The sequence below is a fragment of the Enterobacter mori genome (assembly GCF_025244905.1).
Classification (GTDB): domain Bacteria; phylum Pseudomonadota; class Gammaproteobacteria; order Enterobacterales; family Enterobacteriaceae; genus Enterobacter; species Enterobacter mori_A.
The window spans coordinates 3,017,096-3,040,092 of the sequence record NZ_CP104285.1; the positions used below are offsets into that span (position 1 = coordinate 3,017,096).

Here is a 22,997-nt window from a genome sequence, read left to right on the forward strand (position 1 = left end):
ATTTATCCCCGTATATCTGCAATAAATTGGCTCAGCACGTTCTCTTTTTCGAGCGTGCGTTCGGCATATTCACGTGCCACCGTGTTCTCTTTCGGCATGGCGAGTGCCTGCTCAATACCGGCTACCAGCGCGGGAACGGATTCCGGCTCCACGCAAACGGCAATGCCGGGATAGCTGTTACACAGCTGGCCTAATTCTGTTTCGGCTTCTGCTGTAATCACCGCATTACCGCCCACCGCCAGAATATTGGTCAGTTTGGACGGCAGCACCGCGTCCGCCGCGCCGCGCTTTTGCACGACCAGATGGCAGTCGCCCATCTTCAGCAGGGCAGGCAGCGCCTCGTAAGACTGAAGCGGGAAAAATTTCACGTTGGTCAGGCCGCGTTCGAGGGCCATTTTTTCCAGCCGCGCTTTTCCACCGCCCTGCCCGACAATCACAAACGTCCACGGATGTGCGCTAAGCTGCTGCGCCGCTTCAATGACGCTCTCCAGCCCCTGCTTTTCGCCGATGTTGCCGGAGTAAAGAATGATTTTTTGATCTTCAGGCAAACCGAGCTGCGCGCGGAGCGCATAAGCGTCTTGCTCTGTCACATCGCGGAAACGCGCCACTTCGGACCAGTTCGGGAAGAAAATGACTTTCTCCGCCGGGACGCCCTTCTCCTGCGCTTTGTTCATCATCGAGCGCGAGATCGTCGAGACGTAATCCACGTTGTGCAGCCCGCTGCGCTCAAAGGCGCTGGCGAGCTTCGCCACCTTGCCGCCCTTACCCTTGCCTGCCATTCCCAGGCCGAGCATGGCGTCCACTTCATAATCCTGAATGTGCAGCAGGGTACGCGCGCCGGAAAGTTTGCCCAGCAGACGCATGCCCGGCGTACAAAACAGCGTCGGCACCACGCCGATAATGCGATCCGGCTTCCAGCGACGCTGCGCCATCAGCGGGAAAAAACTGCTCAGGGCAAAGCTGCCCAGATGAATTAAACGTTTCAGGGTCGAAGGCTGTTTCGGCACATAGAGCGGGCAGCGCCACACGGTCGCTGCACCCTCTTCGCGGCGATAGCGCCAGCTTGAGTAGCGCTCGCCCACCTTCCACTCCGGGTAGTACGGCGGCGCGGTAATGACCCGCACGTCATGTCCCTGGCTCGCCATCCACTCGACCATCTCGCCGGTGTATTTCCCGATGCCGGTTAATTCCGGCGAATAGTTAATGCCATACACAAGGATCTTCATAAACCCGGCACCCCGGACTGACGTTCTGCGAGGAAGTACGCTCGACTGTTATCGTGAACGTTATCGCTCGCCAGCAGCGCCTCTGGCGTCTGCCAGCGGTAGTCGTCATGCTGAGAATCAGGCAGACGCAGGTCTGCCTCACTCACCTTCAGGCGGAACCCCAGTACAATGTAGTGCGTGGAGAACCCGGTGCCTGAAAAGTTATCGTCATAGAAGTGCTGCCAGACCCCGTAAAACTGGCCTGCCGCCATTGGCAGCTGCAGGCCCAGCTCCGCCAGAGTGAGACGCTCAAACGCATCGGTAAGCCGCTCATCCTTCTGCACGCGCCCGCCGGGCACGAACCAAAAGCCCTGTGCAGGACGATTGGTTCGTTTCCCCAGCAAGAACTCGCCGCGTCCGTTCTCCACGATCAGATCAATTGAGATCAGCGGAGTAGAACGCACTACCGTGGCAAAATCTTCCTGACTTAAAAACATCATTACCCCCGGAAGCGGTGCTGGTTTTCCAGGAACCACTGGTAGGTGCTGGCCAGCCCCTGCTCCAGTGACACCTCGTGATACCAGCCCAGCTGGTGCAGGCGGGTCACGTCCAGCAGTTTGCGCGGCGTGCCGTCCGGCTTGGTGGCGTCAAACACCACGCGGCCTTTGTAGCCCACTACCTGCGCGATGGTTTGCGCCAGCTCGCGGATGGTGCAGTCCACGCCGGTACCGACGTTGATGTGCGACAGCATCGGCTCGGTGTTCTCCTGCCATACCTCGCGATCCAGCTCCATCACGTGAATGCTGGCCGCAGCCATGTCGTCCACGTGCAGGAACTCGCGCATTGGCGTACCGCTGCCCCACACCACCACGTCCGGCGCGTTCTCGGCGGTCGCCTCGTGGAAGCGACGCAGCAGCGCCGGGATCACGTGCGAATTGCTCGGGTGGAAGTTGTCGTGCGGTCCGTACAGGTTGGTCGGCATCACCGAGCGATAGTCACGGTTGTACTGACGGTTGTAGGACTCACACAGCTTGATCCCGGCAATTTTGGCAATCGCGTACGGCTCGTTGGTGGCTTCAAGCGTGCCCTGCAGCAGTTCGCTCTCGGCGATCGGCTGCTTCGCCATTTTCGGGTAGATACAGGATGAGCCGAGGAACAGCAGCTTATTCACGTTGTGCAGGTGCGCTGCGTGAATAATGTTGCTCTCGATCATCATGTTCTCGTAGATGAAATCCGCCGGGTAAGTGTTGTTGGCAACAATGCCGCCCACTTTCGCAGCCGCCAGATACACCTGGTCAATACGTTCGTTGGCAAAGAAATCCTGCACCGCTTTGCTGTCGAGCAGATCCAACTCGTCGCGCGTGCGGACAATCACCTCTGCGTCGCCGCGCTGCTCCAGCTGGCGAACAATCGCGGAACCCACCATTCCGCGATGACCGGCGACAAAAATACGTTGTTTTGTCATTCTCAGGACTCCAGCGCGATGGCAACCTCGTAGCCATGAGACTTGAGCAGGGAGTGTTTTTTCGCTGCTTCAAGATCTTTGGCCACCATCTCGGAAACCATCTCCTGCAGAGTGGTCTCTGGTTTCCAGCCCAGGGTCTCGTGCGCTTTGGTTGGGTCACCCAGCAGGGTTTCCACTTCAGCAGGACGGAAGTAGCGCGGATCAACCTGAACGATAACGTCGCCCGGCTTCACGCCCGGTGCGTCGTGACCAGTCACGGACACCACAATGCCCTTCTCTTCCACGCCGGTACCTTCGAAGCGCAGTTTGATGCCCAGCTGCGCGGCAGCCATTTCAACGAACTGACGCACGGAATACTGCACGCCGGTCGCGATCACGAAGTCTTCTGGTTTGTCCTGCTGCAGCATCATCCACTGCATTTTCACGTAGTCTTTCGCATGGCCCCAGTCACGCAGGGAGTCCATGTTGCCGAGGTGCAGGCAAGATTCCAGGCCCTGAGCGATGTTGGCGATCGCGCGGGTGATTTTACGGGTCACGAAGGTTTCGCCGCGACGCGGGGATTCGTGGTTGAACAGAATGCCGTTACAGGCGTACATGCCGTAGGATTCACGGTAGTTCACGGTGATCCAGTAGGCGTACAGTTTAGCGACCGCATACGGAGAGCGCGGGTAGAACGGCGTGGTCTCTTTCTGCGGAATTTCCTGCACCAGACCGTACAGCTCGGAGGTGGACGCCTGGTAGAAGCGCGTTTTCTTCTCAAGGCCAAGGAAGCGAATGGCTTCCAGCAGACGCAGGGTGCCCATGGCGTCAACGTCGGCGGTGTATTCCGGGGATTCGAAGGAGACCGCAACGTGGCTCATCGCGCCCAGGTTGTACACTTCATCCGGCTGCACTTCCTGCAGGATACGGGTCAGGTTGGAGGAGTCGGTCAGATCGCCGTAATGCAGATGGAATTTCGGGTTCGCGGAGTGAGGATCCTGGTAGATATGGTCAACACGCTCGGTGTTGAACGAAGAGGCACGACGTTTAATACCGTGTACTTCATACCCTTTTTCCAGCAGCAGTTCTGCCAGGTAAGAACCATCTTGTCCGGTAACGCCGGTGATGAGAGCGACTTTAGACATGTTTATATTCCTCTGTACTTATCAAAGTTTTTCAGTTTCAACGCGTTCGCGTATCACCACTGCGGGGTTGCCACGGCAAATTGTATTTGCCGGTAGCGATTTAAAAACGCTGCTGCGGGCACCGACTACCGTGCCATCACCAACAGAAACACCAGGTGCAACAAAGACATCTGTTGCCAGCCAGCATTTTTCACCAATCACAATTGGCGAAGCGGTAATATCAAAATGCTGACTCATAAAATCATGGCTGCCGGTGCACAAATAACACTTCTGCGACACCACCGAATTTGCGCCAATCGTAATCTCGCCCAGGGTATATAACACCGCGTCATCCCCTACCCAGGCGTAATCCCCGAGCGTTAATTTCCACGGGTAGGTAATTTTCACCGAGGGGCGAATCACTACGTTTTTTCCGATTTTTGCGCCAAACAGACGCAATAAAAAGGCTCGCCAGCGGTACAGAATTTGCGGGGACCAGGCAAATAATGTCGCCTGAACCGCCCACCATAGCTGCACCTTAATACCGTTCCCGCCCCGAAAGCCTTTCGGCACGGAGAATCCATTAAGTTCCTGCATTACGCTTCCTTATATTTCAGGCTTTGTTATATAAGGCTTTCGCTTTACCTGTCGTTTTCAGGCGTAAAAAATAAGACAATTCCGCCCAGAACCCCGGCACGCGTAATATTTTACGCTGCACGTTTTTTGCATCCTGGCACAATTCCAGATTATTTGAGGTTGACACACCGCCCATGGAAAATTCAGACACCAGCCCTTTAATTCGACGGAATGGATAACCTGATTTGTACAAGCTGGCAGTCAGTGCATAATCTGATGACACTTTATACTGCAAATCGTAAGGCTGTTTTTTCAGACCCTCGACCGGGAAGAAAATGGCCTGATGGCTGGCCGGCAGGCTGTGGTAGATATACCAGCCCGGCTTGGCGCTGCGCAGGACTTTATTTCCGTCACCAAAATCAAGCAGTGCATCGCCAATATACAAGGCGTCCTCTTTCTGGCGGGCGAGCTGACGGGCAAACAGGGCCACGTCCTCATGGAACACATCGCCAGAATTCAGGAAGATAGCGTAACGCCCCTGCGCCATCGCGATGCCTTTATTCATCGCGTCGTAAATGCCTTTATCTTTCTCGCTGATGTAACGTAAGTTGAACTCACCGTTGAGTTTTTCCAGAAACTCAGCCGTACCGTCGTTCGAACCGCCATCAACCACGATCCACTCAAAGGTGAGGCTCGGATCGCGCGCCAGATTGCGCAGCGAGCGCCAGGTTTTTACCACCCCTTCGTAGTTACGAAAGGCGACAGTAATGACGCTTAGAAACATAAATCACCTCATTTCGTCATGCCCGTCATACTTCAAGTTGCCTGTGCGTTGGCTTCCTCGCTCACCCCAGTCACGTACTAAAGTACGCTCCTGAGGATTCGCTACGTCGCCGCCTTCATGCAACTCGAATTATTTAGGGCTTACGCGCGTAATATTGAGCGCTTTGCGCAAAATAAACGGGCAGACAATCAAGAAAGCATATTCCGGGCTAAATATTGACCCCGTAAAGAACAACGACACTGGTGTAAAAAGATAAAGCTGCACGCGAAAGTTTTGGTTATCACCGAACGCGTTAATCATCATTTTAAAAACTTTAAACAGATACCAGATCGTCAACAGTACGGCGAACCACGAAAAATAAATAATTAACAGATACAGGCCATTGTCTATGGTTTTACCGACATCCGCACCGTTAAAGATTCCGAATGATGCAACATATTCGTAAAGTGAGCCGAATCTTACTACCCCATCAATATGGGTTAAGGAATAACCCACCATCACCAGCGGCCCGATGATGCGATAATAGGACGAAGACCCTTCCGTTCCTAAATCTCCCAGACGTTCTGAGATGTAAGGGAAGGCAAATATCACGCCAATCATAAATACCGTCAGGGAGATAATCGCCAGCGGCAGTTTTTTCTTAATTGCATCTTTGTTCAGGTACTGGAACGCCCACTCCAGGAGGTAAAACAGGATAAATGTCATTACCCCTGAGAACGATCCAGACAGAACAATTCCTGCAAGAATCATAGCATCGGTTTTGGGGGTTTTGATACCAAACTGTTTGATGCTGAGCCAAATTGAGATTAATGCCAGAGCAAAGAAAGCCGGTTCAAAATAGAGCGCAGTAGTACGCTTACCGCCAAACTTAATGAAGTTCAGTACATAGCTGTTACTGTATATGAGATATTTCGAAATTATCTCCATCAGGCTGCTGCCGCCGGTCAAAATAATTTGCGCCATTTCCATCGCGGCAAGCATAACAATGACCCCGACGACAATATAAAAGAACCTAAGGATTTTCTTATAATTGTGCGGAGAAATAGTTTTAAAGCGAATACTCCACACCATACCAATAATGATAACGATATAAACAAACAGCATGGTTGAGGTGACGTATTTGCTGGCATCCAGCGACTGACCAAAGATGTAGTTAAACGCGGTCAGACCAAACCCGAGTCCTAGCGCAATCATCAGCTTCTTGAGACTGATTTTCTCAACGTAGAGTAAAAGCAGAACGGGCAAGAAGGTGACGATGGTAATCGGGAAGCTCTCTCCCAGCTGGGCAATCTTGACGTTGACCAGCAGGTAGATCAGCGGCAGCAGCAGATAACTACAGATTCTGATAGAACGAGACATACTCCTCCAGCATCTGTTGTCCACTGTAGGCCTTGCGGCTGCGGTTGCGGAACGATTCCAGGTCAGTGCCAAAAACGGCCTGAGCGATCTGCGCCTTCGGCATTTGCACCAGCGGCAGGACCTCCTGCTCCGCAAAAGTTTTCCCGCCGGATTTTTCCAGCACCTCACGTGCCGCATCGCTGTGGGTGGCAATCACCGGCACGCCAATAGAGAGCGCTTCACAGAGGATCAGCGGATAGTTGTCCACGCGGGAGCTGAACACCAGCGCATCCATTCCATTCAGCGCGCTCATCAGCTTGCGCTTGTCGGTTTCAAATCCATGATTCACCACGTTCGCCCCTTCAAACGGGGAAAACTTGCCGAAGGTGTGCAGTTCAATTTTGTCGCCAAGCGCCATGATGTCGCGCACCAGCTGCTGGTTGGTTTTGCCGTCGTAGCGCAGGTCATGCGCAACAATGGCAATTTTCGGTTTGCCTGGCGTTTCGGCTACGGGCGTCAGTTCCGCCAGGATCTCTTCCGTTGCCACGTCGATCCCGTTGTTGATGATCTTGCAGCGCCCTGCCCCGTACAGGCTGTTGAAGGCATCCGCCACGTGCTGGCTTGGGGAAATAAAGGTGCAGCCGAGCGAGAGCATGTCGCGGAACAGCTGACGCTTGCCCTCAACCAGCTGATGCGCACGATCCACCTTCACCGGCGGGTAATTGTTCAGCGTCGGGCATTTCTGGCAGTTATCTTTCCAGCCTTCACAGCCGTCCGTAAAGGCACAGCGTCCGGTCACGCTCCAGTGATCGTGCAGCGTCCAGACGAATCGGGTGTCCGGCTTATGCCCTTTCACCTTCTCACAAAACGCCACCACCTCTTCCAGATTCAGCCAGTAGCTGTGCAGAACGTGAAAATGCAGCACAACCGGGCCGGTCGTGCGCGTCACGGTGCGGTAAAGGTTGTTCAGGTTGCCAAACAGATCGCGGTTAAACAGGCGGAACAGCGCGATGTTGGCAATGGATGTCAGACGCGGGGTCTGCTTCAGCACCTGAGGATAGTTATCATGGCTAACGCTTTTCTTGCCGCCTTTGCCGTAGCCGTAAACAAAACGCGACTGTAATCCTTTTTGCAGGGCGCGCTGATGCAGATCCAGCGCCACGCCTGCCGCGCCTCCTTCTGCGAGGCGGACGTTAAATTGCAGAATGTTCATTTAATCACCTTCACGCGGGCTTTTTCCCCCACCACCAGCGCGTTGTCCGGAACGCTGTCCAGCACCACGCTACCGGCGCCAATCGTGACGTTGTTGCCGATAGTAATGTCGCCGATAATCACTACGTTGGCGCCCAGCTCGACGTTATTGCCAATCACCGGACAGGCCAGGCTCTCTGGCCCACGGTTGCCGATGGTGACCGCGTGGCGAATAGTGAAATCATCCCCCGCCACGACGAACTTATTGATCACCACGGCATACCCGTGATGGATGGTGAAGCGGCGGCCAATGGTGGCTGCGGCCTGAATCTCATAGCCAAAAAAGCATTCGGTGATGATGCGGTACAGCACCAGCACGGGTGCCGCCCAGAGGTTGTTCAGCACATTTTTCTTACGCCACACCGAGCAAAAGTGCGCGATGCGGTACGCCAGAACCATGCAGCACGGGCGCAGGCTCCAGCTGTTAGCGCGACAATCTTCCAGAAACATTATTTCCCCCGAAGCCCGTCGGCCAGACGCTTGCCGTTACGCACGGAAAGCAGCGTCAGCAGCGTGCGCCAGTTCATGCGCTTGTTGCGGATCTGATACAGGGTAAAGAGCTGATACTTCCGGCTTGCACGGTCAAACTTGTCCTTGTGCTTGCGGTAGAAGTGGAAGTAGCCCGAGAACTTCTTCGGCGACGAGGTGATTTGCATCTCCCCGTGGTTGATGTGCAGGATCTGCGTGGCCTCTTCCACCTTCCAGGGCTCGCCATACTCCACCACCATCCGCAGGAAGATGTCGTAGTCCTGCGCGGCCTTCAGTTCGGTATCGAACAGGCACTCTTTAAAGCGCCACGCCCAGGTAAAGACCTGGTTACCGATAATGTTGCGCTTGTAGAACAGGCGGCGGGAGTACGGTGATTTCGGGTACAGCGGCAGGCTGGCCGGCTGCGAGTACACTTCGCCCTGGCAAACGTAATCGTTGGCATACAGGAACGCGTGCGTCACCAGCTGCGCTTTATGAGAGAGGAAGATCGACAGCCGGTTTGGCGTCCATTCATCATCGTCGTCAATCCCGGTCAGATACTGCCCTTTCGCCTGCATAATTGCCTGATTACGCACCGCACATGCGCCGGAGTTAATGGCGTTATGCGTATAGACCACCCGCGGGTCGTTGAGGTCAGTCACAAACTTTTGCAGCTGTTCATACGAGGAAGAGCAGTCATCAACGATGATCAGCTCCCAGTTATCGTAATCCTGTCGCAGGACCGATTTAATCGCGCGGATCGCCAGCTGCTGACGATTCCATGTCGGCATATAGATTGAAACTAAAGGGCGTTGTGTGGTCATTTCTTCCTCCTACACCCACACCCCTCACCCTAACCCTCTCCCCAAAGGGGAGAGGGAACGATGACACCCTCTCCCCTTTGGGGAGAGGGCCGGGGTGAGGGGGGTGGGGATATGTTTTGGCTGTTATTTGCTGTCAGACTTGTATTCGTACTCGTAATACCCGTAATCCTGGTATCCGGTCGCGCGACGGAAGATGGAGTTCAGGATCACCCCTTTTACCTCAATGCCGTTCTGCTCGAAGCGGCTCAGGCTGGTTTCCACTTCCTTCAACGTGTTCACCGCGTAGCGCGCCACCATCAGCGTGGTGCCGGCATGACGGCCCACCACGGCGGCATCGGTCACGGCCAGAATTGGCGGGGTATCGATCAGCACCAGGTCGTAATGCTTACTCGCCCACTCCACCAGCTCGGTGAAGCGTTCGCTCATCAGCAGCTCGGACGGGTTTGGCGGCACCTGACCACGCGGGATCAGGTCAAATTTCGGGATAGAGGTCGGTTTCGCACTCTCGCTAATCTCCCCTTTGCCGAGCAGGATTTCCGACAGGCCGTTAACGTTATTGGTGCCGAGCAGCTCATGGGTGTAGCCCTTACGCATATCGCAGTCGATCAGCAGCACGCGCTTGTTGGTCTGGCTTACCACCGCCGCCAGGTTGGCACAGACGAAGGTTTTACCGATAGAGGGGCTAACACCGGTCATCATCAGGACGTTGTTTTTCGCCTGCATCATGGCGAAGTGAAGGCTGGTACGCAGGCTGCGCACTGCTTCAATCGCCAGGTCAGTCGGGTTACCCACGGCCAGCAGCTGGCTCTGTTTGTAACGCTTGACCCCTTTGATGGTTTTGACGCTGTCACGCGATTTTTGCCATTCGGAAAGCGGGATGCTGGCGTACACGTTGATGCCATGCTCTTCCAGCACCTGCGGACTTTCGATACCGCGGTTGAACAGCGAGCGCAGCAGCACACCCACGATGGAGAGCATCAGGCCGAGAATAATGCTGCCGAGGATAATCAGCGCTTTCTTCGGCTTCAGTACGCCCGGCTGGGTAATCGCCGGGTCAACGATACGCACGTCGCCGACGGTGCTGGCTTCGGTGATTTTCAGCTCCTGCTGTTTGTTCAGCAGCTGCATGTAAACCTGCTGGCCGGATTCCACATCACGCGTCAGGCGTACAATTTCCTGCTGCGTCTTCGGCATCGCGGTCACGCGGTCATTCAGCTTCGCCTTCTCTTCTTCCAGGGTACGACGTTTCTCCAGCAGCGTGCGGTACGCCGGGTGACGTTTGGTATAGAGCTTGGAAATCTCCGCCTCTTTGAAGGTCAGCTCGTTCAGCTGCGCATCAATATTCACCATGGAGTCGAGAACCGATTTCGCCTCCAGCGGCAGATCGACGGAATCCTTGTCCTGACGGTAGGCGTTCAGCTTGTTCTCAGCGTCATCCAGACGGGCGCGCACCTCCGGCAGCTGTTTGCTGAGAAACGCCAGGCTTTTTGCGGCTTCCGCTGACTTGCGCTCAACGTTCTGCTCCAGATAGTTGCGGGTGATGCTATTAAGGATGTCGCGGATTTGATCCTTGTCTTCACCGGTAAAGGTCATGCTCAGAACGCCGGTGTCCTTCCCATTTTCGGTGACGGTGAGGTTGTTTTGCAGGTTATTGATCATCCCCAGCGTGGAGAATTTGGTGACGGTAAACTCACCGCCTTCCTGGGCGTGGATTGCGCTCACCATCATGCTGACGCCATCTTTGGTCAACATCTGCCCCACTTCGCCGCGCGCGCTAAGACCCGCATCGCTGGTCAGCTGGTACTGCTTCGGACCCAGTACCGTCAGGGTAAAGGTCTGATCGCCCGCCCCTTTTGGCAGCACGAAGTCCGTCACTTTGACAGTGTCATTGCTGCGCCCCATCAGGCGATCCCAGCCAGCCCCGAAGATCGGGAAGGTGTTTTTGGTGACGGAGATATCAAGCCCCAGATCGTGCACCGTTTTGCCCAGTACCAGACGCGACTGGATCAGCTGAATTTCAGCGTCAGATGCAGGCGGTTTGTTCGCCAGCGCAGAGCCGATATCCTGTACCAGCGAGTTACCGGTGTTCTGTTCAATTTGCACCAGCGCGTCAGCGCTATAGATAGGCGTCGCGAACAGCGTATAAACAATCGCCGCCACGGCAAACACGGCGGTGATCCCTATCACCCACCATTTCGCTTCAACAACGGTGCCGACCAGGCGACCAATATCGATTTCATCACTGCCCGAAGTCGGGGCGGCAGAAGGTTTTGTTTTTTCTGTCATTGTTATCCCTGCTGAGCTTTCAGTGCCTGCGCCCACTGACGGGCAGACTGGTCAAGTAAGGTGTATACCGCCTCAAATGCCTCACGGCTCTTGCGATACGGATCGGGGATTTCACGCTCGCCATCCCAGTGACCAAACAGCATCACCTTGCCGCGCATCTCCGGTGCGATCTCGCACAGCGCGTGAATGTGGCGTCTTTCCATCGTGAGGATCAGGTCATATTCGCGGCACATCCGGCCTGAGACCTGACGGGCAACATGCCCGTCGAGGGAGAGGTTATGCGCCTGCGCAACGCTCGTCGCACGCTCGTCGGCCCCTTTGCCAACCAGCGCGCCAAGCCCTGCGGACTCGACCGTTAACGCAGGCTGATACTGCTTCAGCAGCCGCTCAGCCGTGGGGGAACGGCAAATGTTCCCCACGCATACCACCAGAATTTTGTTAAACATCGCGGATTACCAGGTATGAATGTCGCGCGCCGTATCCGTCATGTAGCGAACGCCACTGATGGTTGGCAGCAACTGGTTGATCAGGCGGTTCCAGCGAGCAACCGGCGCGGTGGTAACGTAGACCACATCGTATGGCTGGAGACGGAACTCCGTTGCCATCACCAGCGACGTCGCGTCAGACATATCCAGCTGGTAGATGTTGGCAATCTTGCCTTTCGTACCCTCGCCTTTCAGCGGACGGATAACGAAGATACCGCTGGCGTTCGACGAGGTCAGGTCGATGCCTTCCGCGTTACCCAGCGCTTCGGTCAGGGTCATACCGCTGAAGTCCATCTTGAGGGTGCTCTGTTTCTTCACTTCACCCATCACGAACACTTTCAGATCGTCGTTGCGTGGCACATACAGAATGTCACCCGGATAAAGCAGTCGGTTCTGCGTCAGGTCGCCGTTTTGCATCAGCGCCTGCAGCGAAATGCGCTGCTCTTTGCCTTCGTGGGTCAGGACAACGTTGCGCCAGTCGGCACCGTCGGTTAAGCCGCCTGCAGCGTTGATGGCATCCAGAACCGTCAGCGGGACGTTAGTGATGGCCTGCTGGCCGGATTTGTTCACCTGGCCGGAGATATAGGCTTTCTGCGAGCGGAAGGCGGCGATATTAACGTCCACCTGCGGGTCAGCGATGTACTGCGCTAAGCGGCCGGTAATATCACTACGGATCTCGGCCAGCGTCTTGCCAACCACATGCACTTTGCCTATGTACGGATAGAACATCGTGCCATCAGACTGAACCCAGTTACCGGTGTCGCTTGAGCTGCGGTACTGGCCCGCTGGAGTCGTCAGTTCCGGGTGGTCCCATACGGTCACGTTGATCACGTCACCCGGTCCTACGCGGTACTGGTAAGAGGCGATTTCCTGGTCCAGCGACATATTCGGCTGGGCAACATTAGGACGCGGTCGTAATTGTTCCACCAGACGTGGGGTCAATGGATAAACATTCACCATTTTGTCGAGGTCAAAATCGGCGTCCTGTTGTTTGATCACATCCTTGCCCATTGTTGACATATTGCTGCCGGGAAAGACCGTGCAACCACTCATCAAGGTCACAGACACCAATAATGGCATCAATTTCATTTTGGATTTCATCATTGATTATTTATCACTTTGGCAGAGTAATTATCCTGTGCAATTTAAATAAGCGCGGGTCGTTTTGGCATTCAGAATGCAGTTAAGCAATTAGAAATATAACTGGCATCAGTCCTAAAAAAAGCTTATTCATCCATTGGCTATTGACAGAATAATCGAGGCTGATTCACACGCTTTCAGGCACGCTACCGCCCTTGGCTTTCAGTTACCAATCCACTGACTAAACAATGTGTTATGGATAGACACCCTCTTAAACAAGGTCTTATGGGAATATTTCAGCCACGTTAAATAGCCCGCTGGCAATGAATTGCCACGCCATAAGAACGAAACAAAAATAGCAACAAAGAAATTTAACATTTGATGCTGGGAGAATTGTTGCAGCTAACCTAATAGCAGGCAAGGAGACAACCCTCCTAATATCTGTTTTTAAGATTAATATTAATAGCAAAGTTTTGAGGTTTTAGGATTTTCTTTATATTGACAAAATACGAGTTAAAACCATTTGTTGCGATATATCCTAAATGTGAACCAGTGTAATTAAATCTTCGCCATTACCTTATTTACACGGCTCATTTTTCCAGTTGTTTTATCCTGCCTTCTATTAAGAGAAATCTCAGCCTGGCATTGCAATTTCGGTCAGCTTTATCCATGATCGAAGTGTGACATTGCTCATGTAACTGAAGGTATTGCTATTACTATGGAATGGATTGCCGATCCATCAATCTGGGCCGGGCTGGTTACGCTGGTCGTCATCGAATTAGTGCTCGGTATTGATAATCTGGTCTTTATCGCCATCCTCGCTGAAAAGCTGCCCCCGGCGCAGCGCGACCGTGCGCGCGTTACGGGTTTGCTGCTGGCGATGGTGATGCGTTTGCTGCTGCTGGCCTCAATCTCCTGGCTGGTTACCCTCACCACACCGCTGTTTACGCTCTACGGCCTGAGCTTCAGCGCGCGTGACCTGATTATGCTCTTTGGCGGGTTGTTCCTTCTCTTCAAAGCCACGGTTGAACTCAATGAGCGGCTCGAAGGGAAAGACAGCGATAGCCCCACGCAGCGGCGCGGCGCGAAATTCTGGCCGGTGGTGGCGCAAATTGTGGTGCTCGACGCTGTTTTCTCCCTGGACTCCGTTATCACCGCCGTCGGCATGGTTGATCACCTCGCGGTGATGATGGCCGCCGTGATCATCGCCATCACGCTGATGGTGATGGCCAGTAAAGCGCTCACGCGGTTTGTGAACAGCCACCCGACTATCGTGATCCTGTGTCTGAGCTTCCTGCTGATGATTGGTTTCAGCCTGGTCGCCGACGGATTTGGTTTCCACATTCCGAAAGGCTACCTGTACGCGGCGATTGGCTTCTCGGTCATGATCGAATCGCTAAATCAGCTGGCAATCTTTAACCGTCGCCGCTTTCTCTCTGCAAATCAGACGCTGCGCCAGCGCACCGCCGATACGGTAATGCGCCTGCTGAGTGGGCGAAAAGAGGATGCCGAGCTGGATGCCGAATCCTCTGCAATGCTGGCCGATCACAGCGACGGGCAGATCTTCGATCCGCAGGAACGCCGGATGATTGAGCGGGTGCTCAACCTGAACCAGCGCTCCGTCAGCAGCATCATGACCTCCCGTCACGATATCGAGCACATCGATCTGACGGCGCCGGAAGAGCAAATCCGCGCCCTGCTGGATAAAAACCAGCACACCCGGGTCGTGGTAACGGGCGGTGAAGAGGAAGAGGAGCTGCTGGGCGTGGTGCACGTGATTGACCTGCTTCAGCAGCAACTGCACGGCGAGCCGCTTAATCTGCGCGTGCTGGTACGCCAGCCGCTGGTGTTCCCGGAAGGGCTGCCTCTGCTCTCTGCGCTTGAGCAGTTCCGTAACGCGCGTACCCACTTCGCCTTTGTGGTGGATGAATTCGGGTCCGTCGAGGGGCTGGTGACGTTGAGCGACGTGATGGAAACCATCGCCGGTAATCTGCCGAATGAGGTGGATGAAATCGATGCGCGCCATGACATTCAGAAAAACGCAGACGGTACGTGGACGGCTAACGGCCATATGCCGCTGGAAGACCTGGTGCAGTTTGTGCCGTTGCCGCTGGATGAGAAGCGTGAGTATCACACCATTGCGGGCCTGCTGATGGAGTATTTACAGCGTATCCCGCAGCCGGGGGAAGAGGTTCAGGTGGGCGACTATCTGCTGAAAACGCTGCAAATTGAAAACCATCGCGTGCAGAAAGTTCAGCTCATTCCACTGCGGGATGAGGACGAAATGGATTTTGAGGTATAAAAAAGCCGGGTGGCGCTTCGCTTACCCGGCCTACGGCGTCTGGCTTTTGTAGGCCGGGTAAGCGAAGCGCCACCCGGCACAACAGGCATCACAGCTTATCGAGCAGCTTCTTCACGTCCTTGCCGGTTTGGGAATCTTTATTACGGTCCGCCCAATTATTCAGCCGACGTTTTGCTTCGTCCTGCAGATGCTTACGCAAGATCTGATCGACCTGCAGGCTGTAATTCATCGCCTGCCATTTACCGTAAACGTTCAACGGGATCGGCGTCTCTTTCAGGAAATCGACAAGCTCGCCTTCGCCTTCCCATCCGGAAAGCACACGGACGTTAAACCGCGTATCCGCCGTCTCTTCCACTAAATCCAGCTTGCCCTCACCCGTTAACGACAGCAGAGAAGACGTTCCCTGCATCTCGTCCAGGGACAGCTTTCCGTTATCCAGGGTCAGCTCACTGGTAAAGTTATCGAGACGCGTTGCGCTATCGTAGTTTTCTTGCGCTTTGACATTGCTGCTGCGCTCTACCGCCTGTTGCACCAGCTGCTGGAAGTTGAGGCCTTCCATTCGGGTATCTTTCAGCTCAACGTGCGCCTGACCCTGCCAGTCGCGGCGAAATGCCTCCGCGTCAATCTTCGTGCCGGAGAAATCCCCCGCCAGCGTCAGCTGCCCCGTGAGGTCAATTGGATAATTGAAGGCTTTAAGGATCGTGCCAATCTCAATGTTTTCAAGGCGTGGCTGGAATTCGGCGCTGGCCACGTCTTTGCGCACGTCCAGCGTACCCGGCAGCGACATGTGCCCCGCCCCCATCTTGCCGCTGAGTTCAGAGATCACCAGCAGGCCATTATGGTTGAACATCTGGCTGCTGACGTCGGTAAAATCAATACCGCGCCAGCGTACGCTGTTGGCTTTCAGCAGGATGTCGGCGGTAAATCCGCGCAGACCGTTATAATTGGGCTGATCGAGGTTTGAGGAGATCACCGGACGCGGTTTCGCGGCCTGGCTTTGCCCTGTCTGCGCGACGTCGCCGTCAGCCGCTGCGTTCGGCTGCGGTGGCAGCAGGTTTTCCAGGTTCAGCTTGTCGAACTGCAGATCAAAAACCCATTTCGGTTTTTCAGCAAGCGAGACGCTCGCCTGTCCTTTCAGGGTACTGTCGTTGGCCTGCAAATTGAGAGTGTTTAGCTCCAGCTGCTTGTTCTCTTCATGCCAGACGGCCTGCAGCGTGCCCTGACCGGTAATCCCTGCTGTCGGCAGGTCTGCCCCCGTCAGCTGCCAGTTCAGCTGCTGGACATCCGCCGTCAGACGATGGGGATAGTCCGACGCGTTCACGTTAGCCTTCATGGAGAGGTTCAAATCGCGCTGATCGCGGTTCACCCGCCCGGAGAACTCCACGGTGGCGATATGGTTGGCGTCTTGCTCCATCCTGAGGTTGATGTTGCGCACGGTGACCTGCTCGTCACCTTCATGCTGGAAAACCAGCACGCTGTCGGCCACTTTCAGGTTACCAATATCGAACGACCAGCCGGTATCAGACGGCTCATCCGGTAAGGTATTTTCGCGTGGCGCGACAGGGGCATCCGCTTTGCGCACTGCCTCGGTTTGGGGAGTAAGCTGGATCACCGCCCCTTTCAGCATCACCTGGTCAACCTGAAGCTGATGGGAGAAGAGCGGGATCAGCGCCACATCAAGGCGCATGTTGTCTGCCGACACCAGCGGCTGAGACGCCCCTGGCGCGGTTAACGACATACGACCCGAGAGAATGCTGAGTTGCGGCCAGACGTGCCAGCGCAGCGGCCCGTCCAGCTTCAGTTCATACCCGCTGCGTGCTTCGACCTGCCGCACCATATAAGCACGGAAATCATTGGGGTTAACCAGCAGCACCAACGCAGAAAGGCCAGCCACCAGTACCACCAGCAAAATCATCAGCGTTGTCAGAACTCTTCTCATGGCATCCTCAGTGAACGAACAATCAGTCTTTATCAATACGACTGGCAACCGCACCCTGCTGGTCGCGATATTTTGCGTCCTGACGGCGGTTGTAAGGACGATCTGCCGGGCCTGTCAGCGGCTCAAAGCTCAACGCGCCAATCATCATGCCCGGGCGCAGCGCCAGAGGCAATTTACCGGCGTTGAAGAACTCCAGCACGATGCGGCCAGACCAGCCGGGATCGATACGGTGAGCGGTAACGTGAACCATCAGGCCCAGACGCGCCAGCGAAGAGCGGCCATCCAGCCAGCCCACCAGATCGGCAGGCAGCGTCACCGACTCAAAGGTCACTGCCAGCGCCAGTTCGCCAGGATGCAGATAAAACGCCTCGCCCTCATCAAGGACGATTTCGTCACTCATCACGCGATCGAGCGCGGCGCTGACTTCATCTTTCGGCCCGCTGAGATCGATAAACGGTGCCGTGTGGCCGCTGAAGGTGCGGAATTTATTCCCCAGGCGCACGTCGACGGTGACACCGTTAATGCGCTCTACCGGCGGACGCGGGGTGATAGACAGGCGGCCTTCATCCAGCCAGGCTTCTATATCGCGGTCACAAAGACGCATGGCACTTTCTCCTTTCGTGCATCGTGCCCCGCAACCGTATGGCCACAGGGCAAAACCAGGTTATCTCTGAACGGTACACAATTCGCGCGGCTTATTCAAAAAACTGGCTGATTTTCGCTTTTAAGATATCAATAGCAATACGGTTTTTACCGCCGCGAGGCACGATAATATCGGCGTATTGCTTAGATGGCTCGATAAATTGCAGGAACATTGGACGCACGGTTTTCTGGTATTGCGCCATGACGGAGTCCATGGAACGACCGCGTTCGTTAACGTCGCGCTTGATGCGGCGCATCAAACAGATATCCAGCGGCGTATCGACGAAAATGGAGAAATTCATCGACTCGCGCAGACGAGCATCGGTCAGCAGCAGGATGCCTTCAAGGATAATGACTTTTTTCGGTTCAATGTGAACCGTTTCCTGCGTACGGGTGTGTTCTACGTAACTGTAGACCGGCAGTTCAATGGCCGTACCGTTTTTAAGTGACTGAAGATGCTGGAACAACAAGCTGTGATCCATCGCACTGGGGTGGTCATAGTTGGTTTTGACGCGCTCTTCCATCGAAAGATGGGATTGGTCTTTGTAATAGCTGTCTTCGGGAATGACGCCGATGTGCTCATCACCGACTTGTTCACGCAATTCGCGATAAAGCGTACTGGCAATTAGACTCTTACCTGAAGCCGATGCGCCGGCGATGCCTATGATGACGCACTGATGAGACTTATCAGTCATAAATTTAGCGACCTGATTAACCTGGATGTTAAGGAAGGACGACGCCGGAGCGTCAAACGCGGCAATTATAGGGATTTCGCGGGCGTGATACCAGTCGAAAGCGCAGGTTATGCGAGACGGCCTGAAAAGTGTCTTTTTACTCCCTGAGTGAAATTTTAATGCCTGCTTTTTCGGCGTTCACCCGAAATTTTTCCCGGAGTAACTATTTAATAAGTCTATGATGTCAAAATCTGAGCAGTCAGCATATGATTTGTAAATTGTTTGTACTAGCATAAACGAAATTAATCCTTTCACGCGCCCGGACCTCGCTCCTGACGGCATGGCGTCCCTGGATAGAGCGGTAATGAATAAACAATACCAACGGGTTTTGGTTACCACCCCACATCCTTTATTACGACTTGTCTGCCTGGGCCTGGTCACCTTCATTTTTACCCTATTTTCTCTTGAGCTGACCCGCTTTGGTACGCTGCTGGCACCGCTGTGGTTCCCGACGTCCATCATGATGGTGGCCTTTTATCGCCACGCCGGGAAAATGTGGCCCGGTATTGCGTTGGCCTGTTCGTTCGGCAATATTCTGGCCTCGTGGATGCTGTTCTCATGGGGATCCCTCAACCTCGCCTATACCTTTGTGAATATTATCGAGGCGTGCGTTGGGGCGTTACTGCTGCGCAAACTCCTCCCCTGGTACAACCCGCTGCAGAACCTTAACGACTGGATCCGCCTGGCCGTGGGCAGTGCGTTGATCCCGCCTCTTGTGGGCGGGGTACTGGTTTATTTACTGGTACCGAGCACAGACCCCCTGCGTAATTTCCTCATCTGGGTGTTGTCGGAATCCATCGGCGCGCTGGCGCTGGTGCCATTAGGGCTGCTGTTTAAACCCCACTACCTGCTGCGTCACCGTAACCCGAAACTGCTACTGGAAACGCTGGTGACAACGGGTATAACGCTGGTTCTCTGCTGGGCGGCGATCACCTGGCTCCCGTGGCCTTTCACCTGCGTCATCGTCCTGCTGATGTGGAGCGCCGTTCGCCTGCCGCGGATGGAAGCCTACCTGGTATTTTTAGCCACTATCATGATGGTCTCCCTGATGATGGCGAGAAACCCGGCGTCCATAACGCCGCAGAATGTTATCGTTGCGTTCAACGCGCCCTGGCTCCCCTTCCTGATGATGCTGCTCCCCGCCAACGTCATGACCATGGTGATGTACGCGTTTCGCGCCGAACGCAAGCACATCACCGAAAGCGAAGAGCGTTTTCGTAATGCGATGGAGTATTCCGCCATCGGTATGGCGCTGGTGGGGATCGAAGGCCAGTGGCTGCAGGCCAACAAAGCGTTGTGCAATTTCCTTGGCTATAGTCAGGCGGAGCTTCAGTCCCTCACCTTCCAGCAGTTGACCTGGCCTGAGGATTTGAACACCGATCTGGAGCAACTTGAGCAACTGGTCAGCGGCGAAATTAATACCTACACGCTGGAGAAACGCTATTACACCCGTAACGGCGAGGTTGTCTGGGCGCTGCTCGCCGTCTCCGTTGTTCGTCATGCTGACGGCACGCCCCTCTATTTTATCGCCCAGATTGAAGATATTAACGACCTGAAACAAACCGAGTGGGTCAACAAACGCCTGATGGAGCGCATTACGCTCGCCAACGAAGCGGGCGGGATTGGCATCTGGGAGTGGGATCTGGAGCCGGATATCATCAGCTGGGACAAGCGGATGTTCGAGCTTTACGACATCCCGCCGCACATCAAACCGACCTGGCAGCTCTGGCATGACGCCATGGTGCCAGAAGACCGGGAGCACGCCGAAAAAGTGCTACGCGATTCATTAATCGCAAGGCTGCCGTTTAAGCTGGAATTTCGCATTCGGGTGAAGGACGGCATTCGCCACATTCGTTCGCTGGCGAATCGGGTGCTGAACAAGCAGGGCGAGGTGGAACGCCTGCTCGGCATCAATATGGATATGACCGAGGTGAAGCAGCTTAACGAAGCGCTGTTCCAGGAAAAGGAGCGTCTGCATATTACGCTCGACTCCATCGGCGAAGCGGTGATCTGTACCGACATCGACATGAACGTCACCTTTATGAACCCGGTCGCCGAGAAAATGAGCGGCTGGCCGCAAACCGAAGCCATTGGACAACCGATCCTGCGCGTGCTGCATATTACCTTTGGCGAAAATGGGCCGTTGATGGAGAACATCCACAGCGGCGATATGTCACGGTCAGATATCGAACAGGACGTAGTGCTCAACTGCCGCAACGGCGGGAGCTTCGACATTCACTACAGCATCACCCCATTAAGTACCCTGGATGGACACAATATTGGCTCCGTACTGGTGATTCAGGACGTGACCGAGTCGCGTAAAATGCTGCGTCAGCTGAGCTATAGCGCCTCCCATGATGCGCTAACCCGGCTCGCAAACCGCGTCAGTTTCGAGAACCATCTCAAACGCCTGCTGCAAACGGTGCAGGAGACGCACCAGCGTCATGCCCTGGTGTTTATCGATCTCGATCGCTTCAAAGCCGTTAACGATACGGCAGGTCATGCCGCGGGTGACGCCCTCCTGCGGGAGCTCTCATCCCTCATGCTGACCATGCTGCGTTCAAGCGATGTTCTGGCGCGGCTGGGCGGGGATGAGTTTGGTCTGCTGCTACCGGACTGCAATCTCGAAAGCGCGCGCTATATCGCGGGACGGCTGATCAACACCATCAATAACTACCACTTCACGTGGGAAGGACGGCTGCACCGGATCGGCGCCAGCGCGGGTATCACGCTGATTGATGAGAGTAACCATCAGGCGGCGGAAGTGATGTCTCAGGCAGATATCGCCTGCTATGCCTCGAAAAACAGCGGACGTGGTGTGGTAACACTCTACGAGCCACAGCAGGAGCGGATCCACAGCAACCGCAGTATGATGTCACTGGACGAGCAGTGGCATATGATCAAAGACAATCATCTGATGATGATAGCCCGCAGCGTGGCCTCCCCGCGCATTCCGGAAAGCGCCAGCTTCTGGCTGCTGTCGCTTCGCCTGTGGACCAGCCAGGGTGAGATGCAGGAAGAGCATGCCTTCCGATCAGGTCTGGCGGAGCCTGAACTGCTGCACGCCCTCGACAGGCGGATCTTCAACGAGTTCTTCCGTACCTTTGCCGCGCCCGTCGCCGCAAAAGGCATGGGCGTTGCCCTGCCGCTCTCGGAAGCCGGATTAGCCAGCGTCACGCTGGTGGATGAACTGCTCGATTTGCTTGAGAAAGGCCCGCTGCCCGGCCGTCTGCTGCATCTGGTTATCCCCGTTGACGTGGTGCGCAATCCGGATGAAAACGCGCAGCGTAATTTGCAAAAACTCCGCCATGCGGGCTGCCGCGTGGTATTAAGCCATGTGGGACGCGATATGAATGACGTTAACCACCTGAGCCCCAACATGGCGGATTATCTGATGCTGGATACCGACGTGGTTAACAACGTTCACGGCAATTTGATGGACGAAATGATGGTGACCATTATCCAGGGGCACGCACAGCGTCTGGGGATGAAAACCCTCGCGGGACCCTGCCATCAGCCGATCGTTATGGATACGCTTTCAGGCATTGGTATCGACTTCATATACGGCGATACCATCGCTGAAGCGCAGCCGCTGGAGCTACTGCTGAATACCAGTTACTTCGCCATCAATTAAGGGTGACCAGCCGTCGGTATACCAGATGTGCAACAGCGCATAGGAGCGCCACGGCTGCCAGCGTTCGGCATAGCGACGGATTTGCGCGGGCGTCATGCCCGCGAAGCGTTGCTTAATCAGATAATCATCCGGAAGAAAGACATCTTTCGCCTGCCAGCCGCGCAGGGCCAGATAGTTTGCCGTCCAGCGACCAATTCCCGGCCGCTGCTGCAGCGCCTTCATCCCGGCCTCGATATCCGCGGGCGGGGAAAGCGGAAACGTCCCATCGATCACCGACTGTGCCAGATGAATCAACGACTCCGCGCGCTTTACCGGCATGCCCAACGCTTTTAACGCCAGCGGGTCCGCTGCCGCCAGCGCGTCCGGCGTGGGGAAACAGAGATAGCCCGGACAATCTGCCACCGGTTCGCCGCACAGCGCCACCACGCGCGACGTCAATTTCGCCGCCATCGCCACGCTCACCAGCTGCCCGAGAATGGCCCGAACGCCCTGTTCGTAGGCATCCATTGCTCCCGGCAAACGCAAGCCCGGCCGGGCAGCACCGAGATCGCCCAGCGTATCCGCGATCTCCTGCGGGTTGCAGGCGAGATCGAACAGGCGCGCTATACGTTCAAGGCAGGTCTGTGCCACCGGGATTAACCCCGGACTGAGCGTCACGGTCAGCGTATGGGCCGCGATATCCGGCGTAACGCGAAAGATCCCCTGATGCCCTTCGCAGGCAAAACTGCGCTCGTAGTCGTCGTGCGTGACGGTTTCAATACCCGTGACCGCACGCGCGCCAAGAAAGCTAAACATCCACTGCCAGTCGTAAGGGGGTTGCCAGGTCAGGGTGTACATCGTGTCTCCTTTTGGGTTCTCCACAGCATAAACGGAAAGGTCTT

The 22,997-nt window shown here is 55.2% G+C and carries 19 protein-coding genes; 2 read left to right on the forward strand and 17 right to left on the reverse strand.

Going from position 1 to position 22,997, the window contains the following annotated elements:
* Positions 1 to 2: 2 nt before the first annotated feature.
* The 13 genes from wcaI to N2K86_RS14360 form a co-directional block, all read right to left on the reverse strand.
* Positions 3 to 1,226: a colanic acid biosynthesis fucosyltransferase WcaI gene (wcaI, locus tag N2K86_RS14300; RefSeq protein ID WP_260659033.1), complete on the reverse strand. Its 1,224-nt coding sequence runs from the start codon at positions 1,224 to 1,226 to the stop codon at positions 3 to 5.
* On the reverse strand, positions 1,223 to 1,702 hold the full coding sequence (locus N2K86_RS14305) for a GDP-mannose mannosyl hydrolase (RefSeq protein WP_260661695.1): 480 nt from the start codon (positions 1,700 to 1,702) through the stop codon (positions 1,223 to 1,225). The genes wcaI and N2K86_RS14305 overlap by 4 nt, the downstream gene beginning before the upstream one ends.
* A gap of 2 nt (positions 1,703 to 1,704) precedes the next feature.
* On the reverse strand, positions 1,705 to 2,670 hold the full coding sequence (gene fcl / locus N2K86_RS14310; RefSeq protein ID WP_260659034.1) for a GDP-L-fucose synthase: 966 nt from the start codon (positions 2,668 to 2,670) through the stop codon (positions 1,705 to 1,707).
* 2 nt (positions 2,671 to 2,672) lie between these two features.
* The gene (gene gmd, locus N2K86_RS14315) at positions 2,673 to 3,794 is read right to left on the reverse strand and encodes a GDP-mannose 4,6-dehydratase (protein WP_010431938.1); all 1,122 of its coding nucleotides are present in this window, start codon (positions 3,792 to 3,794) and stop codon (positions 2,673 to 2,675) included.
* A gap of 21 nt (positions 3,795 to 3,815) precedes the next feature.
* Positions 3,816 to 4,370: a colanic acid biosynthesis acetyltransferase WcaF gene (gene wcaF, locus N2K86_RS14320; protein ID WP_010431937.1), complete on the reverse strand. Its 555-nt coding sequence runs from the start codon at positions 4,368 to 4,370 to the stop codon at positions 3,816 to 3,818.
* A gap of 16 nt (positions 4,371 to 4,386) precedes the next feature.
* Entirely contained in the window at positions 4,387 to 5,133 is a 747-nt protein-coding gene (gene wcaE / locus N2K86_RS14325) for a colanic acid biosynthesis glycosyltransferase WcaE (protein WP_260659035.1), read from the reverse strand.
* 129 nt (positions 5,134 to 5,262) lie between these two features.
* Positions 5,263 to 6,492 (reverse strand): colanic acid polymerase WcaD, encoded by a 1,230-nt coding sequence (gene wcaD, locus N2K86_RS14330; RefSeq protein ID WP_260661696.1) that lies wholly within the window; start codon positions 6,490 to 6,492, stop codon positions 5,263 to 5,265.
* Entirely contained in the window at positions 6,467 to 7,684 is a 1,218-nt protein-coding gene (gene wcaC, locus N2K86_RS14335; RefSeq protein WP_260659036.1) for a colanic acid biosynthesis glycosyltransferase WcaC, read from the reverse strand. Before wcaC ends, wcaD begins: the two co-directional genes overlap by 26 nt.
* Positions 7,681 to 8,172, reverse strand: coding sequence for a colanic acid biosynthesis acetyltransferase WcaB (gene wcaB, locus N2K86_RS14340; RefSeq protein ID WP_260659037.1), 492 nt, complete (start codon positions 8,170 to 8,172; stop codon positions 7,681 to 7,683). Before wcaB ends, wcaC begins: the two co-directional genes overlap by 4 nt.
* Positions 8,172 to 9,014 carry a colanic acid biosynthesis glycosyltransferase WcaA gene (gene wcaA, locus N2K86_RS14345; protein WP_063138246.1) on the reverse strand — a complete coding sequence of 281 codons (843 nt, stop codon included), beginning with the start codon at positions 9,012 to 9,014 and terminating at the stop codon, positions 8,172 to 8,174. The genes wcaB and wcaA overlap by 1 nt, the downstream gene beginning before the upstream one ends.
* A gap of 123 nt (positions 9,015 to 9,137) precedes the next feature.
* Complete coding sequence (gene wzc, locus N2K86_RS14350) at positions 9,138 to 11,300, reverse strand: tyrosine-protein kinase Wzc (protein ID WP_260659038.1); 2,163 nt, start codon at positions 11,298 to 11,300, stop codon at positions 9,138 to 9,140.
* Positions 11,301 to 11,302: 2 nt separating this feature from the next.
* Positions 11,303 to 11,746 carry a low molecular weight protein-tyrosine-phosphatase Wzb gene (gene wzb, locus N2K86_RS14355; protein WP_260659039.1) on the reverse strand — a complete coding sequence of 148 codons (444 nt, stop codon included), beginning with the start codon at positions 11,744 to 11,746 and terminating at the stop codon, positions 11,303 to 11,305.
* Between the two features lie 6 nt (positions 11,747 to 11,752).
* Positions 11,753 to 12,889, reverse strand: coding sequence for a polysaccharide export protein (locus N2K86_RS14360; RefSeq protein WP_063144532.1), 1,137 nt, complete (start codon positions 12,887 to 12,889; stop codon positions 11,753 to 11,755).
* Between the two features lie 694 nt (positions 12,890 to 13,583).
* Between N2K86_RS14360 and N2K86_RS14365 the strand changes: the two genes are divergently transcribed.
* Positions 13,584 to 15,167, forward strand: coding sequence for a TerC family protein (locus tag N2K86_RS14365; protein ID WP_260659040.1), 1,584 nt, complete (start codon positions 13,584 to 13,586; stop codon positions 15,165 to 15,167).
* 88 nt (positions 15,168 to 15,255) lie between these two features.
* Here N2K86_RS14365 and asmA read toward each other — a convergent pair whose 3' ends face one another.
* From asmA to udk, 3 genes are all read right to left on the reverse strand, one after another.
* Positions 15,256 to 17,106: an outer membrane assembly protein AsmA gene (gene asmA, locus N2K86_RS14370; RefSeq protein WP_260659041.1), complete on the reverse strand. Its 1,851-nt coding sequence runs from the start codon at positions 17,104 to 17,106 to the stop codon at positions 15,256 to 15,258.
* A gap of 22 nt (positions 17,107 to 17,128) precedes the next feature.
* Positions 17,129 to 17,710, reverse strand: a complete 582-nt coding sequence (dcd, locus tag N2K86_RS14375; RefSeq protein ID WP_006176323.1) for a dCTP deaminase — start codon at positions 17,708 to 17,710, stop codon at positions 17,129 to 17,131.
* Between the two features lie 91 nt (positions 17,711 to 17,801).
* Positions 17,802 to 18,443 carry a uridine kinase gene (gene udk, locus N2K86_RS14380; RefSeq protein WP_010431898.1) on the reverse strand — a complete coding sequence of 214 codons (642 nt, stop codon included), beginning with the start codon at positions 18,441 to 18,443 and terminating at the stop codon, positions 17,802 to 17,804.
* 343 nt (positions 18,444 to 18,786) lie between these two features.
* Here udk and N2K86_RS14385 point away from each other — a divergent pair, with 343 nt between their 5' ends.
* Positions 18,787 to 22,116 carry a diguanylate cyclase gene (locus N2K86_RS14385; protein WP_260659042.1) on the forward strand — a complete coding sequence of 1,110 codons (3,330 nt, stop codon included), beginning with the start codon at positions 18,787 to 18,789 and terminating at the stop codon, positions 22,114 to 22,116.
* On the opposite strand, the gene alkA is transcribed toward N2K86_RS14385, so the two are convergent.
* The gene (alkA, locus tag N2K86_RS14390) at positions 22,081 to 22,953 is read right to left on the reverse strand and encodes a DNA-3-methyladenine glycosylase 2 (RefSeq protein WP_260659043.1); all 873 of its coding nucleotides are present in this window, start codon (positions 22,951 to 22,953) and stop codon (positions 22,081 to 22,083) included. The two genes, N2K86_RS14385 and alkA, sit on opposite strands and share 36 nt — an antisense overlap.
* Positions 22,954 to 22,997: the final 44 nt, after the last annotated feature.